At 70.6% G+C, this 15,125-nt stretch carries 12 protein-coding genes; 4 read left to right on the forward strand and 8 right to left on the reverse strand.

From position 1 onward, the window contains the following. Positions 1–14 precede the first annotated feature (14 nt). Positions 15–1,427 (forward strand): amidase, encoded by a 1,413-nt coding sequence (locus tag SSMG_RS25455; RefSeq protein WP_009080765.1) that lies wholly within the window; start codon positions 15–17, stop codon positions 1,425–1,427. On the opposite strand, the gene SSMG_RS25460 is transcribed toward SSMG_RS25455, so the two are convergent. Continuing rightward, positions 1,356–4,514, reverse strand: coding sequence for a BTAD domain-containing putative transcriptional regulator (locus SSMG_RS25460; RefSeq protein WP_009080766.1), 3,159 nt, complete (start codon positions 4,512–4,514; stop codon positions 1,356–1,358). The two genes, SSMG_RS25455 and SSMG_RS25460, sit on opposite strands and share 72 nt — an antisense overlap. A 95-nt stretch (positions 4,515–4,609) precedes the next feature. On the opposite strand from SSMG_RS25460, the gene SSMG_RS25465 reads away from it, so the two are divergent. Continuing rightward, entirely contained in the window at positions 4,610–5,590 is a 981-nt protein-coding gene (locus SSMG_RS25465; protein ID WP_009080768.1) for an NAD(P)-dependent oxidoreductase, read from the forward strand. Here SSMG_RS25465 and SSMG_RS25470 read toward each other — a convergent pair. Then, positions 5,489–6,700, reverse strand: a complete 1,212-nt coding sequence (locus tag SSMG_RS25470; protein ID WP_009082077.1) for an IS110 family transposase — start codon at positions 6,698–6,700, stop codon at positions 5,489–5,491. The genes SSMG_RS25465 and SSMG_RS25470 overlap by 102 nt on opposite strands. Positions 6,701–6,927: 227 nt before the next feature. On the opposite strand from SSMG_RS25470, the gene SSMG_RS25475 reads away from it, so the two are divergent. Then, positions 6,928–7,788, forward strand: coding sequence for an NAD(P)-dependent oxidoreductase (locus SSMG_RS25475; RefSeq protein WP_009080771.1), 861 nt, complete (start codon positions 6,928–6,930; stop codon positions 7,786–7,788). A 207-nt stretch (positions 7,789–7,995) separates the two neighbouring features. Here SSMG_RS25475 and SSMG_RS25480 read toward each other — a convergent pair whose 3' ends face one another. The 5 genes from SSMG_RS25480 to SSMG_RS25500 all read right to left on the reverse strand — a co-directional run bounded on the left by SSMG_RS25480 (position 7,996) and on the right by SSMG_RS25500 (position 12,883). Further along, the gene (locus SSMG_RS25480; protein WP_009080772.1) at positions 7,996–8,592 is read right to left on the reverse strand and encodes a gamma carbonic anhydrase family protein; all 597 of its coding nucleotides are present in this window, start codon (positions 8,590–8,592) and stop codon (positions 7,996–7,998) included. Between the two features lie 67 nt (positions 8,593–8,659). Next, on the reverse strand, positions 8,660–10,750 hold the full coding sequence (locus tag SSMG_RS25485) for a xanthine dehydrogenase family protein molybdopterin-binding subunit (RefSeq protein WP_009080773.1): 2,091 nt from the start codon (positions 10,748–10,750) through the stop codon (positions 8,660–8,662). After that, positions 10,747–11,751, reverse strand: coding sequence for a xanthine dehydrogenase family protein subunit M (locus SSMG_RS25490; protein WP_009080774.1), 1,005 nt, complete (start codon positions 11,749–11,751; stop codon positions 10,747–10,749). The genes SSMG_RS25485 and SSMG_RS25490 overlap by 4 nt, the downstream gene beginning before the upstream one ends. Next, entirely contained in the window at positions 11,748–12,299 is a 552-nt protein-coding gene (locus tag SSMG_RS25495) for a (2Fe-2S)-binding protein (protein ID WP_009080775.1), read from the reverse strand. The genes SSMG_RS25490 and SSMG_RS25495 overlap by 4 nt, the downstream gene beginning before the upstream one ends. A 44-nt stretch (positions 12,300–12,343) precedes the next feature. Further along, entirely contained in the window at positions 12,344–12,883 is a 540-nt protein-coding gene (locus tag SSMG_RS25500) for a PH domain-containing protein (RefSeq protein ID WP_037714827.1), read from the reverse strand. Between the two features lie 207 nt (positions 12,884–13,090). Between SSMG_RS25500 and SSMG_RS25505 the strand changes: the two genes are divergently transcribed. After that, positions 13,091–14,698: a hypothetical protein gene (locus tag SSMG_RS25505; protein WP_009080777.1), complete on the forward strand. Its 1,608-nt coding sequence runs from the start codon at positions 13,091–13,093 to the stop codon at positions 14,696–14,698. An 8-nt stretch (positions 14,699–14,706) separates the two neighbouring features. On the opposite strand, the gene SSMG_RS44415 is transcribed toward SSMG_RS25505, so the two are convergent. After that, the gene (locus SSMG_RS44415) at positions 14,707–15,015 is read right to left on the reverse strand and encodes a gas vesicle protein K (protein ID WP_009080778.1); all 309 of its coding nucleotides are present in this window, start codon (positions 15,013–15,015) and stop codon (positions 14,707–14,709) included. Positions 15,016–15,125 lie beyond the last annotated feature (110 nt).

Consider the following 15,125-nt stretch of genomic DNA (forward strand, 5'->3'; position numbering starts at 1 on the left):
AGGAAGGGAAGCCAGTGAGCGCCGAGGAGATCTGCTACTTGCCCGCCGTCGAACTGGCCCGGCGGCTGCGCACGCGCGAACTGTCCGCTCGCGAGGTCCTGCAGGCCCATCTCGACCGGATCGAGCAGGGCAACCCCCAGATCAACGCGATCGTCACGCTCACCGCCGAGCGCGCGCTGAGCGAGGCCGCGGCCGCCGACGAACGGCTCGCGCACGGCGAGGAGATCGGTCCGCTGCACGGGATCCCGGTGGCGCACAAGGACACGCACGACGTCGCCGGGGTCCGCACCACGTACGGCTCCCCTATCTTCGCCGACCACGTGCCGGACAGCGACACCCTCGTCGTCGAGCGGATCCGGAAGGCGGGCGCGCTCACGCTCGGCAAGACGAACGCGCCGGAGTTCGGGGCCGGTTCGCACACGATGAACCCGGTCTTCGGGGCCACCCGCAACCCGTACCGGCGCGATCTCTCCGCGGGCGGCAGCAGCGGGGGCGCGGCGGCAGCGCTGGCCGCGGGCCTGCAACCGCTCGCCGAGGGCAGCGACATGGGCGGTTCGCTGCGCAATCCTGCGTCGTTCTGCAACGTCGTCGGCCTGCGTCCGTCGCCCGGTCGCGTGCCGACCTGGCCCGCGACGCTGCCGTGGGAGGCGCTCGGCGTGCAGGGGCCGATGGGCCGGACGGTCGCCGACGTCGCGCTGCTCCTCTCCGTGATCGCCGGGCCCGACGAGCGCAACCCGATCTCGCTCGACCAGCCCGCCGCGCCGTTCGCCGGACCGCTCGACGCCGACCTCGCCGGCCTGCGCGTGGCGTGGTCGCCGGATCTGGGCGGCCTCCCGGTCGACCCGGCGGTCACCGCGGTGCTGGAACCGGCGGTGAAGGTGTTCGCCGGCCTCGGCTGCCGCGTCGAACCGGCCTGCCCGGACCTCACCGCGGCCGACGAGGTGTTCCGCACCTTGCGCGGATGGCTGTTCCACGCGGGATTCGGGAAACTGCTCGAACAGCATCCGGACAAGATGAAGCAGACGCTCGCGGACAACATCGCTTTCGGGGCAAAGCTTTCCGGGGCCGACCTGGCGAGCGCGCAGACGCGGCAGCTCCAGCTCATCACCGGGATGCGCGAGTTCTTCACCCAGTACGACCTGCTGCTCGCGCCGGTGAGCCAGGTGCCGCCGTTCCCGGTCGAGTGGGAGTACCCGGAAGTGGTCGCCGGACAGCCGATGCACGACTACCTGGAGTGGATGCGCTCGGCGTACTCGATCTCGGCGACCGGCTGCCCGGCGCTGTCGGTGCCCGCCGGGTTCACCGAGGACGGACGCCCGGTGGGGCTGCAGGTCATCGCGCCGCTGCGGGGCGAGCTAGGGCTGCTGCGCGCCGCGCACGCTTTCGAGCAGGCGACCGGGCACGGGAACCGGCAGCCGGTCTTCTGAGAATCCTCGCTCGCCGCCCGCGCGGAACTCGGCCGCGAACTCCTCCGCACCGAGAAGCTCGCTCGCGCGGGCGGTGATCCGGTCCACGTCCCCGCGCTCCGCCGCGGGCAACGGCGCGCCGACGCCAGCGCGGCAAGCCGCGGCCGCGCCCAGCGACCGCGCGGCTTCGCGAGCCGCACCAGCCAGCGCGTGCGCTCCCGCCAAACCCTCCAGCGCCAACGCGATCGCTCGCGGGTCGCCCGTCCGATGGGCGATCTCGTACGCTTCCTGCTGCCGCCGCAGCGCAGTTGCCGGGTCACCGCGCAATTCGGCGACGAAACCGAGTTCCGCGAGGATCAGCGTATTCCCGGGTTCGAAATCGACCTGCTTGTTCCATTCGAGCAGCGTCCGCAAATGCTTTTCCGCGAGATCGAGGTCGCCCTCGCGCCGGGCGCCGAGGGCCAGCCCGGTCAGCGCGTACATCTCCCCCGGCGTGAAGCCGTGTTCGGCGGCGATCTCCCGAGCCCGGTCGTGCAGGTCGCGGGCGGCGGGGAAATCCTTGCGCAGCAACGCGACCCGCCCCAGCCACGACAGCTGGTACGACACCTCCGGCCACAGGCCCAGCTCCTCGGCGATCCGCAATCCTTCGGTGTGGACCGCCTCCGCGCGCGCGTAGTTCCCGGACAGGGAACTGAGTGCGCCGTGCGCGAAAATCGCCTGCAGCTGACCCCATTTGTCGCCGATCTCGGCGAACAGATCCGCGCAGCGGTCGGCATAACGCCAGGCTCCGGCGACATCTCCTCGCGCGAGAGCCTGGCTGGCCCGGTCGGCGCTCGCCGCGGCGATGCCCCATCGGTCGTCGGCGGCTTCGAAGGCGGCGAGCGCGTCCAGGGTCAGGGGTTCCGCGCCGGACAGATCGGCCACTGTGGACAGTGCGTAGCCGAGGAACCACTTGGCCCGGGCGCTCATCGGCTGCTCGGCCACGGGACGCCAATCGGGTCGGTCGCCCGCGAGGATGCCGAGCGCGGCGAGCGTCGCCTGTGCTTCCACGCGCAGGTCCGCGTCGCCGCCGGGCAGGCTGAGGGCGGCGCGCAGGGAGCGCATCGCCTCGGCCATCCGGCCGCGCAGGAAGCGGTACCAGGTCAGCCGGTTCGCGAGCCGCAACGCGTCGTCGGCGCTCCCCCATCCGGCCAGATTCTCCCCCGCGGCACGGAGATTCGGCAGGTCCGCGTCGAGTCGCTGCAGCCAGCGTCGTTGGTCGCGGGCGCGGAGACCGGCGTCCGCCGCACCGGCGAACTGCCCGTAGTACTCCGCGTGCCGACGCCGGGTCTTTTCGACCTCGCCCGCTTCGCGCAGCCGCTCCAGGCCGTAGACCGCGACCGATTCGAGCAGCCGGTATCGCGTGTTCGCGGGCACGACCAGCGAACGGTCGACGAGCTTCACCAGCAGACCCAGCACCTCGCCCTCGGCGACGCCGTCGCCCGCGCAAACCGTCTCGGCCGCGTCCAGCGAACAATCCTCGGCGTGCACGGACAACCGTTGCAGCACAAGACGTTCCGGCTCGCTCAGGAGTTCCCAGCTCCAGTCGATCATCGCCCGCAACGTCTGCTGCCGGGCGGGCACGCCCCGGCGCGTGGTGTCCAGCAAGCGGAACCGATCGTCCAGCCGGCGCAGCAACTCCGGTACGCCCAACGCGCGCACGCGAGTCGCGGCGAGTTCGAGCGCCAGCGGCAATCCGTCCAGTTTCCGGCAAATCTCGGCGACCGCGTCCGCGTCGGCACTGTCCACAGTGTACCCGGTGTCGGCGACCCGCGCGGTGAACAGCTGCGCGGCGCTGTCGTGGTCCAGCGGCGGCACCGGGAACTGCGTTTCCCCGGCGAGGCCGAGCGGTTCCCGGCTCGTGGCGAGGATCCGCAGTCCGGGCGCGGCCGCCAGCAGCTGTGCGGCGGTCGCGGCGACCGGCTCGATCAGCTGCTCGCAGTTGTCCAGGACGATCAGGGTTTCCTTGCCGCGCAACGACTCGGCGAGCCGCTCCGCCGGATCCGCCTGGGCGGGCGCCGCCGCGTCCCGGATCCCCAGCGTCGCGGCGATCGCCTCCACCACCCATTCGACCGGCGGGCACTGGCTCAGCGCGCATTCGTGCCGGTCCATGCCGGTCAGCTCGACGAGCCACGCGCCCGCGGCGAACTCGCCGCCGAGCCGGTGCGCGGTCTCCAGGGCGAGCCGGGTTTTGCCGACGCCGCCCGGTCCGGTGAGCGTGACCAGCCGGGATTCGCGGACGAGCGTGCTGACCGCCTGGATCGCGGCGGTCCGGCCGACCAGTGCGGTGAGCGGCACCGGAAGCTGCGGGGCGACGGCGGTCAGGGCCGGGTCCTGCGCCAGGATCGACCGGTGCAGCGCGGTCAGTTCGGGGCCGGGGTCGAGGCCTAGCTCGTCGGCGAGGCGGCGGCGGAGTTCGTCGTAGGACGCCAGCGCCTCGCTCTGCCGCCCGGCGGCGTACAGCGCGCGCAACTGGAGCGCCCGCAGCCGTTCCCGCAACGGATGCTGCCGGACGAGGTCGGCGAGTTCCGCGGTCAGGGCGGCATGTTCGCCCAGCGCGAGCCGTGCGTCGGCGAGATTCTCTTGCGCGACAAGGCGATCCTCTTCGAGCCGCTGGAGCACCGGCTGCGCGAAGGGTTCGTCGACGAACTCGGCGAGCGCCGGGCCTCGCCACAACGCCAGCGCCTCGGTGAGCAGGTCGGCCTTCGACCGCGGGTCTTCCGCTGTGCGCGCCGCCGCGGTCAACGCACGGAACCGTCCGACGTCGACCGCCTCCGGTTCGGTCCGCAGGACGTAACCGGGGGCCTGATGCACGAGCGCGCCGCCGTAGCCGGGTTCGGCGCGTTCGAGTGCGCGGCGCAGCTGCGAGACCTTCGTCTGCAGGGTGTTGACCGGATTGCCGGGCGGCCGGTCGCCCCACAGGTCGTCGGCCAGCCGGTCCGCCGACACCGGACGGCCCTCGTGCACGAGCAGGACCGCGAGCAGGGTCCGGACCTTGGCCTCGGGCACCCGCACCGGCTCGCCGTCGTCGCTGCTCACGGCCAAGGGCCCCAGGATGCCGAATCGCACGAATCCACCGTAACCGCATCCGTGCGCGGACCCGCAGCGAACCGTGCGCGGCGCCGGGCAGCGTGGCCGGCAGATCAACGAACGGGAGGGACGACATGTCCGGGAACGCGACCTCGGCGACAGTGCTGGGGCTGGGAGCGATGGGCAGCGCGCTGGCCGGTGCGCTGCTGGAGACGGGACGGCCGGTGACGGTCTGGAACCGCTCGGCGGACAAGACGAAACCGCTGGTGGAGCGGGGTGCGGTGGCCGCGGGGTCGGCCGCCGAAGCGGTGGCGGCGAGCGAGCTGGCGATCGTCTGCCTGCTGGACGACGCGTCCGTGCGCGAGGTGCTCGACCCGGCCTCGCTGGCGGGCCGGACGGTGGCGAACCTGACCAACGGCACCCCGCGGCAGGCCCGCGAGCTGGCCAAATGGGTCTCGGAGCGAGGCGGGAAGTTCCTCGACGGCGGCATCATGGCGGTGCCGCCGATGATCGGGCAGCCGGGCGCGTTCGTGTTCTACAGCGGGCCCGAGGACGTGTTCGACGCGCACCGCGAGGCGTTCGACGCGTTCGGCGGCAGCAACTACGTCGGCGAGGACCCGGGGCTGGCGGCCCTGCACGACCTCGCGCTGCTGTCCGGGATGTACGGCCAGTTCACCGGTGTCTTGCAGGCCTACGCGCTGATCCGCAGCGAAGGGCTCTCGGCCGTCGAATTCGCGCCGCTGCTGAGCGGCTGGCTGACCGCGATGAGCGGCTTCGTCCAGCAGGCTGCCGCGGAGGTCGACAGCGGCGACTACAGCCAGAACGTCGTGTCGAACCTGGGGATGCAGGCCGCCGCTTTCGAGAACCTGCCCCTCGCGGCCGCTGACCAGGGCGTCAGCTCCGAACTGCTGGCGCCGCTGCACCAGCTGCTCCTGCGCCGGGCCGCCGACGGCCACGGCGCGGAAAACCTCACGAGCGTCATCGAACTGCTGAAGGGACTCTCAATGACCGTGTCAAGCCGCAACAGTGACCGGATTCGGTGTGTCGAGGGTGAATTCGCGGCCGTCGCGCAGCAGTGCCCAGAGCACGTCGACGAGTCGCCGGGCCAGCGCTAGGAGGGCTTGGGTATGGATGAGTCGTTCGGCGCGCTTCTTGTCGTAGAACCGCCTGGACGGGCCTTGCGTGCGCAGGCTGGACAGGGCGGCCATGTAGAAGACCCTGCGCAGGCGTCGGTTGTAGCGTTTGGGACGGCGCAGGTTTCCGCTGACACGACCGGAGTCGCGTGGCACCGGCACCAATCCGGCATAGGACGCCAAGCGGCCGGCGGTCGCGAAGGTCGCCAGGTCACCGCCGGTGCTGGCGAGAAATTCGGCGCCCAGTCCAGGGCCCATGCCGGGCAGGGACTCGATGATCCTCGCCCACGGATGTCGCCGGAATCGGGCGGTGATCAGCTTGTCGGTGTCTTTGATCTCGCGGTCGAGGTCGAGCAGCTTGCGGGCGATGCGTTTGACGAGCATCGCGGCATCGGCTTCGCCGGGCAGCACCAGGTCCTGGGCGTCGGCGGCGGCGACCGCGGTCGCGGCGGTCTTGCCGATCGCCGGACCCCATGCCTTGTTGTCGGTGAGATGGGTTGTGACACCGCCGATTCCGGCGGTGCGGATCTCGGCGGGGGTGCACATCCCGGCGACCAGGATCAGCGGGGTTCGGTTGGAGTAGTCGAACGCGGCCTCCAGAGCGGGGAAGATCGAGCCCAGCAGCGCCCGCAGCCGGTTGATCCCGGCCACCCAGTCCGACATCAGGTCGGCGCGGTAGCTGGTCAGCTGGGTCAGCGAGACCGCCAGCTCATCGGGCATCGTGACCTCGGTCAGATCCCTTCGCAGCCGGGCGGTTTCGGCGATCACCCGAGCGTCTTTGGCGTCGGTTTTTCCTTCGCCTCGGAATCCGTGGGTCATCGTGTTCACGACCCGGCCCGGCACATAGGTCACCGACTGGTCGGCAGCCAGCAGCGCCGTGATCAGCAGCAACGCCATCGGACTCGTCACATCGATCGCCCACTGCGCCCGCTGAGCGGCCGCACTGGCACGAGCGATCAACTGCTCGATCGCGCGCTGATCATTCCCGAGTTTCTGACTGAACAGCACCTTCCCGTCGGTGTCGATCGCACACGCGTGATGCATCGATTTGCCGACATCGATCCCGACCCAGACCTCAAGGCGAATCGCCACCCATCCACTCCTGTCATTGCAGGTCACGCCCGTGGACAACCCCGCCGACAGATCCCTAAACAGCGACGACCCGCAACAGCTCTCAATCAGCGAACGGAGCGTCCAGCACGGCGGGGCAGCCAGTCCTTTCGAGCCTCGACAACAGGCAACAACCGATCAGCTACACCCCACCGCCCCGGGCATCCAGGGCACCAACCCCAGACACCCACAAACTTAGGGAACGACCGATGAAGGTGACGATGATCGGCCTCGGCCCGATGGGCCAGGCCATGGTGCGGGCTTACCTGGCCGCGGGCCACGAGGTCACGGTGTGGAACCGCACCGCGAGCCGGGCCGACGACGTGGTGGCCGCCGGGGCGAAGCGCGCGGCCACCGTGTCCGAAGCGCTGGCCGCGAACGAACTGGTGCTTCTCAGTCTCACTGATTATCAGGCGATGTACGACATTCTCGCGCCGACCGAGGACGCGCTGCGCGGCAAGATCGTGGTGAACCTCAGCTCGGACACGCCCGAACGCACCCGGGTGGCCGCGGAATGGCTGGCCGCGCGCGGGGCGGAGATGATCGCCGGCGGGATCATGGTGCCCGCGCCGGTCGTCGGCACCGAGGGTTCGTTCGTGTTCTACAGCGGCGCGCAGCCGACGTTCGAGCGGATCGAACCGGCGCTGCGCGTCATCGGACGGCCGGACTACCGGGGTGCGGACCCGGGCCTGGCGCAGCTGTACTACCAGTCGCTGCTGGACCTGTTCCTCACCACGCTCTCGGCGTTCCTGCACTCCGCCGCGCTCGTCGGCACGGCCGGGGTGTCCGCCGCGACGCTGGTGCCTTACGCGACCGAATTGCTGACGCTGGTGCAGACGTCGCTCGACGAAGCGGCGAAGAACGTCGACAGCGGCAGCCACCCCGGCGAACAGGCGAACGCCCGGATGATGGGCGCGACGGCCGACCACGTCCTCGCCGCGAGCCGGGACGCGGGCATCGACCTGGCCCTGCCCGCCGCGGTGAAGGAGCACTACGACCGGGCTGTCGCCGCCGGGCACGAACGGGACAGCTGGACCAGCCTGTTCGAGGTGATCCGCGGCAAGGCGTGAGCCGGTCGGCGGAGCCGCGTTCCTCGCCACAGAGCCGTGGCGGGGGCGCGCATCCGGCGGGGGCTTACGCCGTCGGGGAGGGCGTTTCTCGAGGCTCGGCAGGCGGATTTGCCGACGTCCGGAGCCGAGTGCCGGTCGCTGCGGACGGGCGGGGAACCGGGCACGATCTCCGTTCCCGTTTCGCTGGACTGACCAGCTCGGCAGCCGTCATCCGTCGAGAAGACGGTCGTCCTCATGAGCGCCGTAGAACCGGGTTTGCCGGAGCATGAGTTCGCGCATCGAGGCGCCCCTCGGCATGCCGTAGACGGTGCCCGGGAAGTGGAGGGTGCGCTGGAGTTCCCACAGTTCGTCGTGCCGGTCCGGGGAGAAGAGCTCGGCCGGGTCCCCCGCGGCGATCCAGCCGATCGGGAGCACCGCGCCGGGTGCGAGGCGGGAATTGACGTGCAGCACGCTGTTGATCCGCAGTTCGGCCCCGCTTCCGGCGACCGAGCCCGGGAACAGCGAGGCGCCGGTCGCGACGAACACCTCGTCCTCGGCAACAGCGCCGTTGACGTGGGCGTGCGGCCCGACCAGGACCGCGTCGCCGAGGGTCGCGGGGTGCGCGGCCCGGCCGCGGACCAGCGCGTTCTCCATGACCACGACGTCCGACCCGGTGCGGATCTCCCCGTCCTCCGCGGTGAGCACCGCGCCGTGCAGGATCCGGGCGCGTTCGCCGAGGACGACTGCCCCGCACAGGACCGCGGAGGGGGCGACGTACGCCGACTCGGGCACCACTGGCCGTTGCCCTCGATGTTCGATCAACATCGTCCCAAGCTAGCCCGCCGTCCGTTCGCCCTGCCAGGAGTTCCGGGTCCGCCTGGAGGCTGGCCGTTCACCGGCCGCTCGTCGCCCCGGGCAGGCCCGGCAGGAGTTTGTCGAGCGTGATCGGCAGGTCCCGCACCCGGACCCCGGTCGCGTGGTGGACCGCGTTGGCGATCGCGGCCGCGGTGCCGACGATGCCGATCTCGCCGATTCCCTTGCTGCCCATCGGGTTCAGGTGCGGATCGGTCTCGTCGAGCCAGTCCGCGCGGAGGTCTTCGACGTCGGCGTTGGTCGCGATGTGGTACTCGGCGAGGTCGTGGTTGACGACGTGCCCGAAGCGCGGGTCGAGGACGCTGTTTTCGTGCAACGCCATCGACAGGCCCATGGTCATGCCGCCGAGCAACTGCGAGCGCGCGGTGACCGGGTTGACGATCCGGCCGACGGCGAAGGTGCCGTGCAGTCGCGAGACCCGGATTTCGCCGGTGTCGGCGTCGACTCGCACCTCGGCGAACTGCGCGCCGAACCCGTACATGGAGTAGTTCTTCTCGGCCGGGTTTTTCGGGGTTTCGGCCTCTGCCTCGTCGCCGTCGCCGGGGTCCGAGCCGTACTTTTCCCGGAACGCCTGTGCGGCCGCGACCACGGCGGAGCCCCACGACGCGGTTCCGGTCGAGCCGCCGGCGACCGTGGCTTTCGGGAGATCCGTGTCGCCGATCCGGATGTCGACGGATTCCACGGGCACGTCGAGGGCGTCCGCGGCGATCTGGGGCAGGATCGTCCACGCGCCCGTCCCCAGGTCGGCCGCGCCGATTTCGACGGCGTAGCGACCGTTCTCGAACCGGATCGTCGCGCTCGACCCGGGCATCCGCTTCGCCGGGTACACCGACGCCGCGACGCCGCTGCCGACCAGCCACGGTCCGTCTCGGCGCCCGCGCTGCCGCGAGTTCCAGCCGAAGCGTTCGGCTCCGACGCGCAGGCATTCGACCAGGTTCCGGCTGGAGAACGGGAGGCCGGTCTCGGGATCGCGCTCCGGTTCATTGCGCACCCGCAGTTCGATCGGGTCGATGCCGAGCGCTTCGGCGAGTTCGTCCATCGCCACTTCCGGGCCGAACATGCCGGGACACTCCCCCGGCGCGCGCATCCACGACGGCACCGGCACGTCGAGCCGGGCCAGCCGGTGGCTGGTGGCCCGGTTCCGCGCGGCGTACATCATGCGGGCGGGCGCCGCGGTCTGCTCGGCGAATTCCTTGATCCGCGAGGTCTGCTCGACGACGTCCATGCGCAGCGACTCCAGCCGTCCGTCGCGGTCGGCGCCGAGGCGGACCCGCTGGATCGTCGGCGTGCGGTAGCCGGCCAGGCTGAACATCTGCTGCCGGGTCAGCGCGAGCTTCACCGGACGGCCCGGAACGGCCCGGGCCGCCAGCGCGGCGAGCACGACGTTGGCGTGCGGCATGCCCTTCGAGCCGAAGCCGCCGCCGAGGTACGGGCAGATCACGCGGACGCGTTCGGCGGACAGGCCGAACGTTTTCGCCACCGTGGACCGCACCGAGTGGACGCTTTGGGTGGAATCCCACAGGGTCAGCACGCCGTCGTCCCACAGGGCCGTCGTGGTGTGCGGTTCCAGCGGGTTGTTGTGGTACATCGCCGTGCGGTAAGTCTGGTCCACCGACACCGCGGACTCGGCGTCGAGGTCGCCCTCGCTCGTGTCGGCCGGGAAGCTCGGGTTGACCTTGTCCGGCCGGAACAACGCGGGGTCGTCGGCGGTGAGCTGGGCTTCGAAGGGATCGGTCTCGTACTCCACGTCGACGAGTTCCGCCCCGTGCCGCGCGGTCTCCGATGATTCAGCCAGCACGAGCCCGATCACCCTGCCGCGAAACGGTATTTCGCAATCCTGCAGCACCGCGAGTTCCGCGTCGTCGGTGTCGGCGAGCCGCTCCGCGGTGAAGGGCGTGAGCACGGCCCGGACACCGTCGAGGGCTTCGGCTTCGACGGCGGTGATCCGCCGAAAGCGCCCGCGAGCGATGGCCGCCTGAATCGGATGGCAGTACAGCGGCGCTTCGACGGGGTGTTCGTAGGCGTACGGCGCGGTTCCGGTCACCTTCGCCGGACCGTCGCGGCGGGTGAGACCGCGTCCGATCGCCCGGGGTTCCCGCAGTCCGGTCATCGGTCGCGCTCCTCGGCGGTCAGGTCGCGCAGGACCGCGGCCAGGGTCCGCGCGGCGAGCGGAATCTTGAACGCGTTGCCTCCGTCGAGGCCGTCCAACGCCTGCGCGTCCGCGAGTTCAGCATCGGCGGCCGCGCGGAAGACGTCCTCGCTGGGCCTCGTGCCGCGAAGGACCTCCTCAGCACGCTTAGCGCGCCAGGGTTTGTGGGCCACGCCGCCGAAGGCGATTCGGAGGTCTTCGATGGTTTCGTCCGAAATGGACAGTCCAACTGCGACAGAGACGAGCGCGAAGGCGTAGGAGGCCCGGTCGCGCACCTTGCGATAAGTCGACCGGCGCGACCAGGACGTCGCGGGCAGCGTGATGTCGGTGATCAGTTCGCCGTGTTCGAGCGTTGTGTCGCGCTCCGGATGGTCGCCCGGGAGCCGGTGCAGTTCCGCGAACGGCAGGGTGCGTTCGCCGGACGGGCCGATCACGTGGACGCGCGCGTCGAGCATCGTCATGGCCACCGCCATGTCGGAAGGATGCGTTGCGACGCACTGGTCGGACGCGCCGAGGATCGCGTGATGGCGTGTGTAGCCGCCGATGGCTGAGCAACCGGACCCGGGAGAACGCTTGTTGCACGGCGTCGTGACGTCCTGGAAGTAGACGCATCGGGTGCGCTGCAACGGGTTTCCGCCGACAGTGGCCATGTTCCGCAGCTGCGGCGACGCTCCGGAGAGCAACGCTTCGGCCAGCACCGGATACCGCTCCCGGACGCGCCGGTCGGCTGCGAGGTCGCTGTTGCGGACGCCCGCGTCGATCACCAACTCGCCGTCGTCCTCGCGGATCTCGGTCGACATCAGGCCAGTGATATCGACGAGGCGGTCCGGCTGCGCGACCCCGAGTTTGAGGTGGTCGACCAGGTTCGTGCCGCCGGCGAGAAACATCGCGGACGGCTCGGCCGCCACAGCCCGCACCGCCTCGGCTGTCGTCGCCGGTTTGCCGTAGGCGAACGGCTTCATCGCTTCTCCCCCGCCTCGCGGATCGCCGCGACGATCCCCGCGTACGCCCCGCACCGGCAGAGGTTCCCGCTCATCCGCTCGGCAATCTCCTCGTCAGTCCATTGCGGAGTGTCCGCAACCGATGCGGTGACGTGACTGGGCGCGCCGTTCTCGAACTCGGCCAGCAACCCAGCTGCCGAACAGATTTGGCCCGGGGTGCAGTAGCCGCACTGGAACGCGTCATTGTCCACAAACGACTGTTGCAGCGGGTGCAACTCGCCTTTCTCGGCCAGGCCAGCGGCTGTGGTGACGTCGGTGCCGTCGCAGGTGAGCGCGAGCGTCAGACAGGACAGGACGCGGCGGCCGTCGAGCAGGACCGTGCAGGCACCGCACTGGCCGTGGTCACAGCCTTTCTTGGCGCTGTAGTCGCCGATCTGCTCGCGCAGCAGGTCCAGCAGCGTGCGGCGCGGATCCACGGTCAGCCGGTGCTCGGTCCCGTCGACGCGCACGTCGATCGTCGGGTCCGCACCGACGGTTCCAGGCAGGCTTTCCGTCTCGGCCGGTCGCATACCGCCGCCATACCCGCTCTTCCCGGCCCCAAACCTCGCCCTGGTCAGGAGCGCACCCACCACAGGAGCAGGATGAGCACCGCGAAGGCCGCCAGCCACGGGACCGGATGGACGTGGAGCCGACGCCGGACCTCGGAGCCGGGGTTCTTCCCCGCTGCCTCCCTGGCCCGCGCGACCTGCTCGCCGATCTCCCGCTGCACCGGGTTGCCGTGCCGTCGGCCCTGCAGCGACCACTCGCCGACGGCGGGTCTCATCCGGCGGCCGTCCGTCAAGACCAGGACTGTCCGGTCGCTGGTTTCGACCCGAGACACCGCGCCCCAGGGAATCCAGTAACGGAAGAGGTAGTTCGTGACGTCCACCCCGTCTTCCGCCACCACCAGCCTGGGGTTGGCGCCGCACAGCCAGACGAACCAGGTGATCAACCACAGCGCGAGCAATCCCTGGAACAAGTACCAGAAACCAGCGTCGTCCGGCACGGCGAAAATCAACCACACCGCCGCCGCGGCCAAGCCAGCAGTGCTTACCCAGCTCAGGACCATTGTCGGCCTGCGCCGGATCACCGCGAAGACCTCGCCCTGGCGCATCACCCTGCCTCCGCAGACAACGATTCGGTGTGCTCGCACGGTTGCGGTCAACTCATCGTTTTGTCCGGATAATCCGTTACCTCCGGAACAGAGATCATCGACACTCTTGTCCGAACCACCCCGGACGCGGTAGAAGCAGCAGGTCACACCGAAAATCCGCCTCAGCGGGCACGTCGACCGGGTGACGTCACTTCGCTAGGAGAGGTCTTGACCGCGCTCGCTTCCCCCGCTGTTGCGCTGCCCGCTGCCCGGAGATCCCGCGCCGGGGTCGTCGCGCTGGCCGCGTTCGCCGCCGTTCCCGCCGTGCTGGCGTTGTGGACCGCCCTGCGGGCTCCGCGGGCGCACGTTCTGCTCGACTACTGGCACGTCCTCGCGAAGATCACCGACGACCAGGGCCACCTCGTGCTCGGCCAGGTGCTCACCTACCACCTCGACCAGCCCTTCGTCATCCCCTCGCTGCTCTTCTACGCCGACGCCGCCTGGTTCGGCGGCGACAACCGCGTCCTCACCGTCCTCACCGTCGCCCTGGTCGCCGGGATCGGCGCGTGCCTCTATTCGATGCTGCCCGCCTCCCTGTCCCCGCAGCGGAAAGCGGCGCTCGCCGCCGGGATGTCGTGGCTGCTGTTCTCCTCGCACCTGGCCGAGATCTGGCTGCAAGGCACCAACGGCATCAGCTGGATCCCCGCCGTCTTCTTCAGCGTCCTCGCCGCCGCCCAAGCCCACCGCGGCCGCGTCTGGACCGCCGCGGTTGCCGCGCTGCTGGCCAGCCTCAGCTTCGGCGCCGGACTGCCCGCGTTCTTCCTCGTCGCCGCGATCTTCCTCCTCCGCCGCGAAAACCGGACCAAAACCATCGCCACGGCCGCCGCCGGAACCATCGTGATGGCCGGGTGGCTGCTCACCAAACCCAGCGGCGCCCAATCCCTGGCCACCACCGCGCTCGACCCCGACGGCCGCCTCTCCGTCGCCGCCGCCGCGCTCGGCAGCCTCTGGACCGGCGACCAAGCCGCCATAGCCGTCCTCGCCGGAGCCCTCACCACCGCACTCCTCACCGCCTGCGCCATCGCAGCCACAACCGACCCGCGCGCCGCCGGATGGATCGGCATCGCCGGGTACGCCGCCGCGCTCGCGGTGCTCGTCGCGCTCGGCCGCACCAGCAACCTGGCCCCGGGCGGGAACATCGGCCTGATCAGCCGCTACGCCATCGTCAGCGCCCTCGCGCTCACCGCACTGCTAGTCCTCGCGACGCTGGTCCGTCCACAATGGCCGCTGACCGCCGTCGTCATCGGCGTCTGCGCGATCTCCCTGACCACGCACGCCCTCGGCGGAACCAAAGCCGACCTCACCCGCCGCGGCTACGCCCCGCTCGCCCTCGCCCCCATCGCCCTGCGCACCGAATCCGCCGGCGTGCTCGACCAGCTCCACATCCAACCCCAGGTCATCCCCGCCGCCACAGCCCTCGGCGCCTACCCCTTCAACCCCCGCTTCACCCTCGGCTGCCACGGACCCGAACTCGGCGCCACCATCAACACCGACACCGCCACCGACCTCCCCGCCGCTCACGGCGGCCTCACCTCCACTGGCAGCGCGCTCATCACCGGATGGACCGACCTGCACCCCGACTGCGTCCTCGTCACCGACTCCGCCAACGTCGTCATCGGCGGCGGCATCACCGGACTCCCCTCCCCCGCGCCCGGCATCCCCGACGGCAACGCCTGGCAAGCCACCGCGCGGCCCGGTGCCGGGCCGGTCACCGTCTACGCCCTCCAAAACAACCGCCTCTACCGGCTCCATGAAGCCGCCCCCAGCTCCGGGTAGCGAGCCAATCAGAGCAGCGTCCCCAACGGACCGAGGTCGAGGTTCAGGTCCGCGGCGGAAAGGTCGTACCGGTCTCGAAGCTCGGTCAGGCGTTGCTCCAGCAGCATCAGCGTCAGGCCGAGCCGTTCCTCCTGCTCCTCGGTCAGCCCGCCCTCCTCGACGCGGCGCAGGGCCTGGCGTTCCATCAGCAGCCGGAGCAGTTCGATGATGGTCAGGACCAGCTTCATCAGGTCGCGTTCCACCGAATCCGCGTCGGTTTCGAGGCGGGTGGGCAGCACGCCGGCCGCCGCGCCGAGGAGGCGTTCGGTCTCGTCCATCGTCGCTCCTAATCGGTAGTAGGGATAGTTCTTCCGGCTCGTGACCGGGTCGGTTGGTGCTGGTCCGCCGGCGGGCGACGCCTGTGGGTTCCCGTCGTTCGACGACTTGT

It is taken from the genome of Streptomyces sp. AA4, from assembly GCF_000158875.1.
Lineage (GTDB): Bacteria > Actinomycetota > Actinomycetes > Mycobacteriales > Pseudonocardiaceae > Amycolatopsis.

Coding starts and splice junctions, on each gene's coding strand:
- SSMG_RS25465 (WP_009080768.1), top strand. CDS start 4,610: ATGTCCGGGAACGCGACCTCGGCGACAGTGCTGGGGCTGGGAGCGATG.
- SSMG_RS25475 (WP_009080771.1), top strand. CDS start 6,928: ATGAAGGTGACGATGATCGGCCTCGGCCCGATGGGCCAGGCCATGGTG.
- SSMG_RS25480 (WP_009080772.1), bottom strand. CDS start 8,592: ATGTTGATCGAACATCGAGGGCAACGGCCAGTGGTGCCCGAGTCGGCG.
- SSMG_RS25485 (WP_009080773.1), bottom strand. CDS start 10,750: ATGACCGGACTGCGGGAACCCCGGGCGATCGGACGCGGTCTCACCCGC.
- SSMG_RS25490 (WP_009080774.1), bottom strand. CDS start 11,751: ATGAAGCCGTTCGCCTACGGCAAACCGGCGACGACAGCCGAGGCGGTG.
- SSMG_RS25495 (WP_009080775.1), bottom strand. CDS start 12,299: ATGCGACCGGCCGAGACGGAAAGCCTGCCTGGAACCGTCGGTGCGGAC.
- SSMG_RS25500 (WP_037714827.1), bottom strand. CDS start 12,883: ATGCGCCAGGGCGAGGTCTTCGCGGTGATCCGGCGCAGGCCGACAATG.
- SSMG_RS44415 (WP_009080778.1), bottom strand. CDS start 15,015: ATGGACGAGACCGAACGCCTCCTCGGCGCGGCGGCCGGCGTGCTGCCC.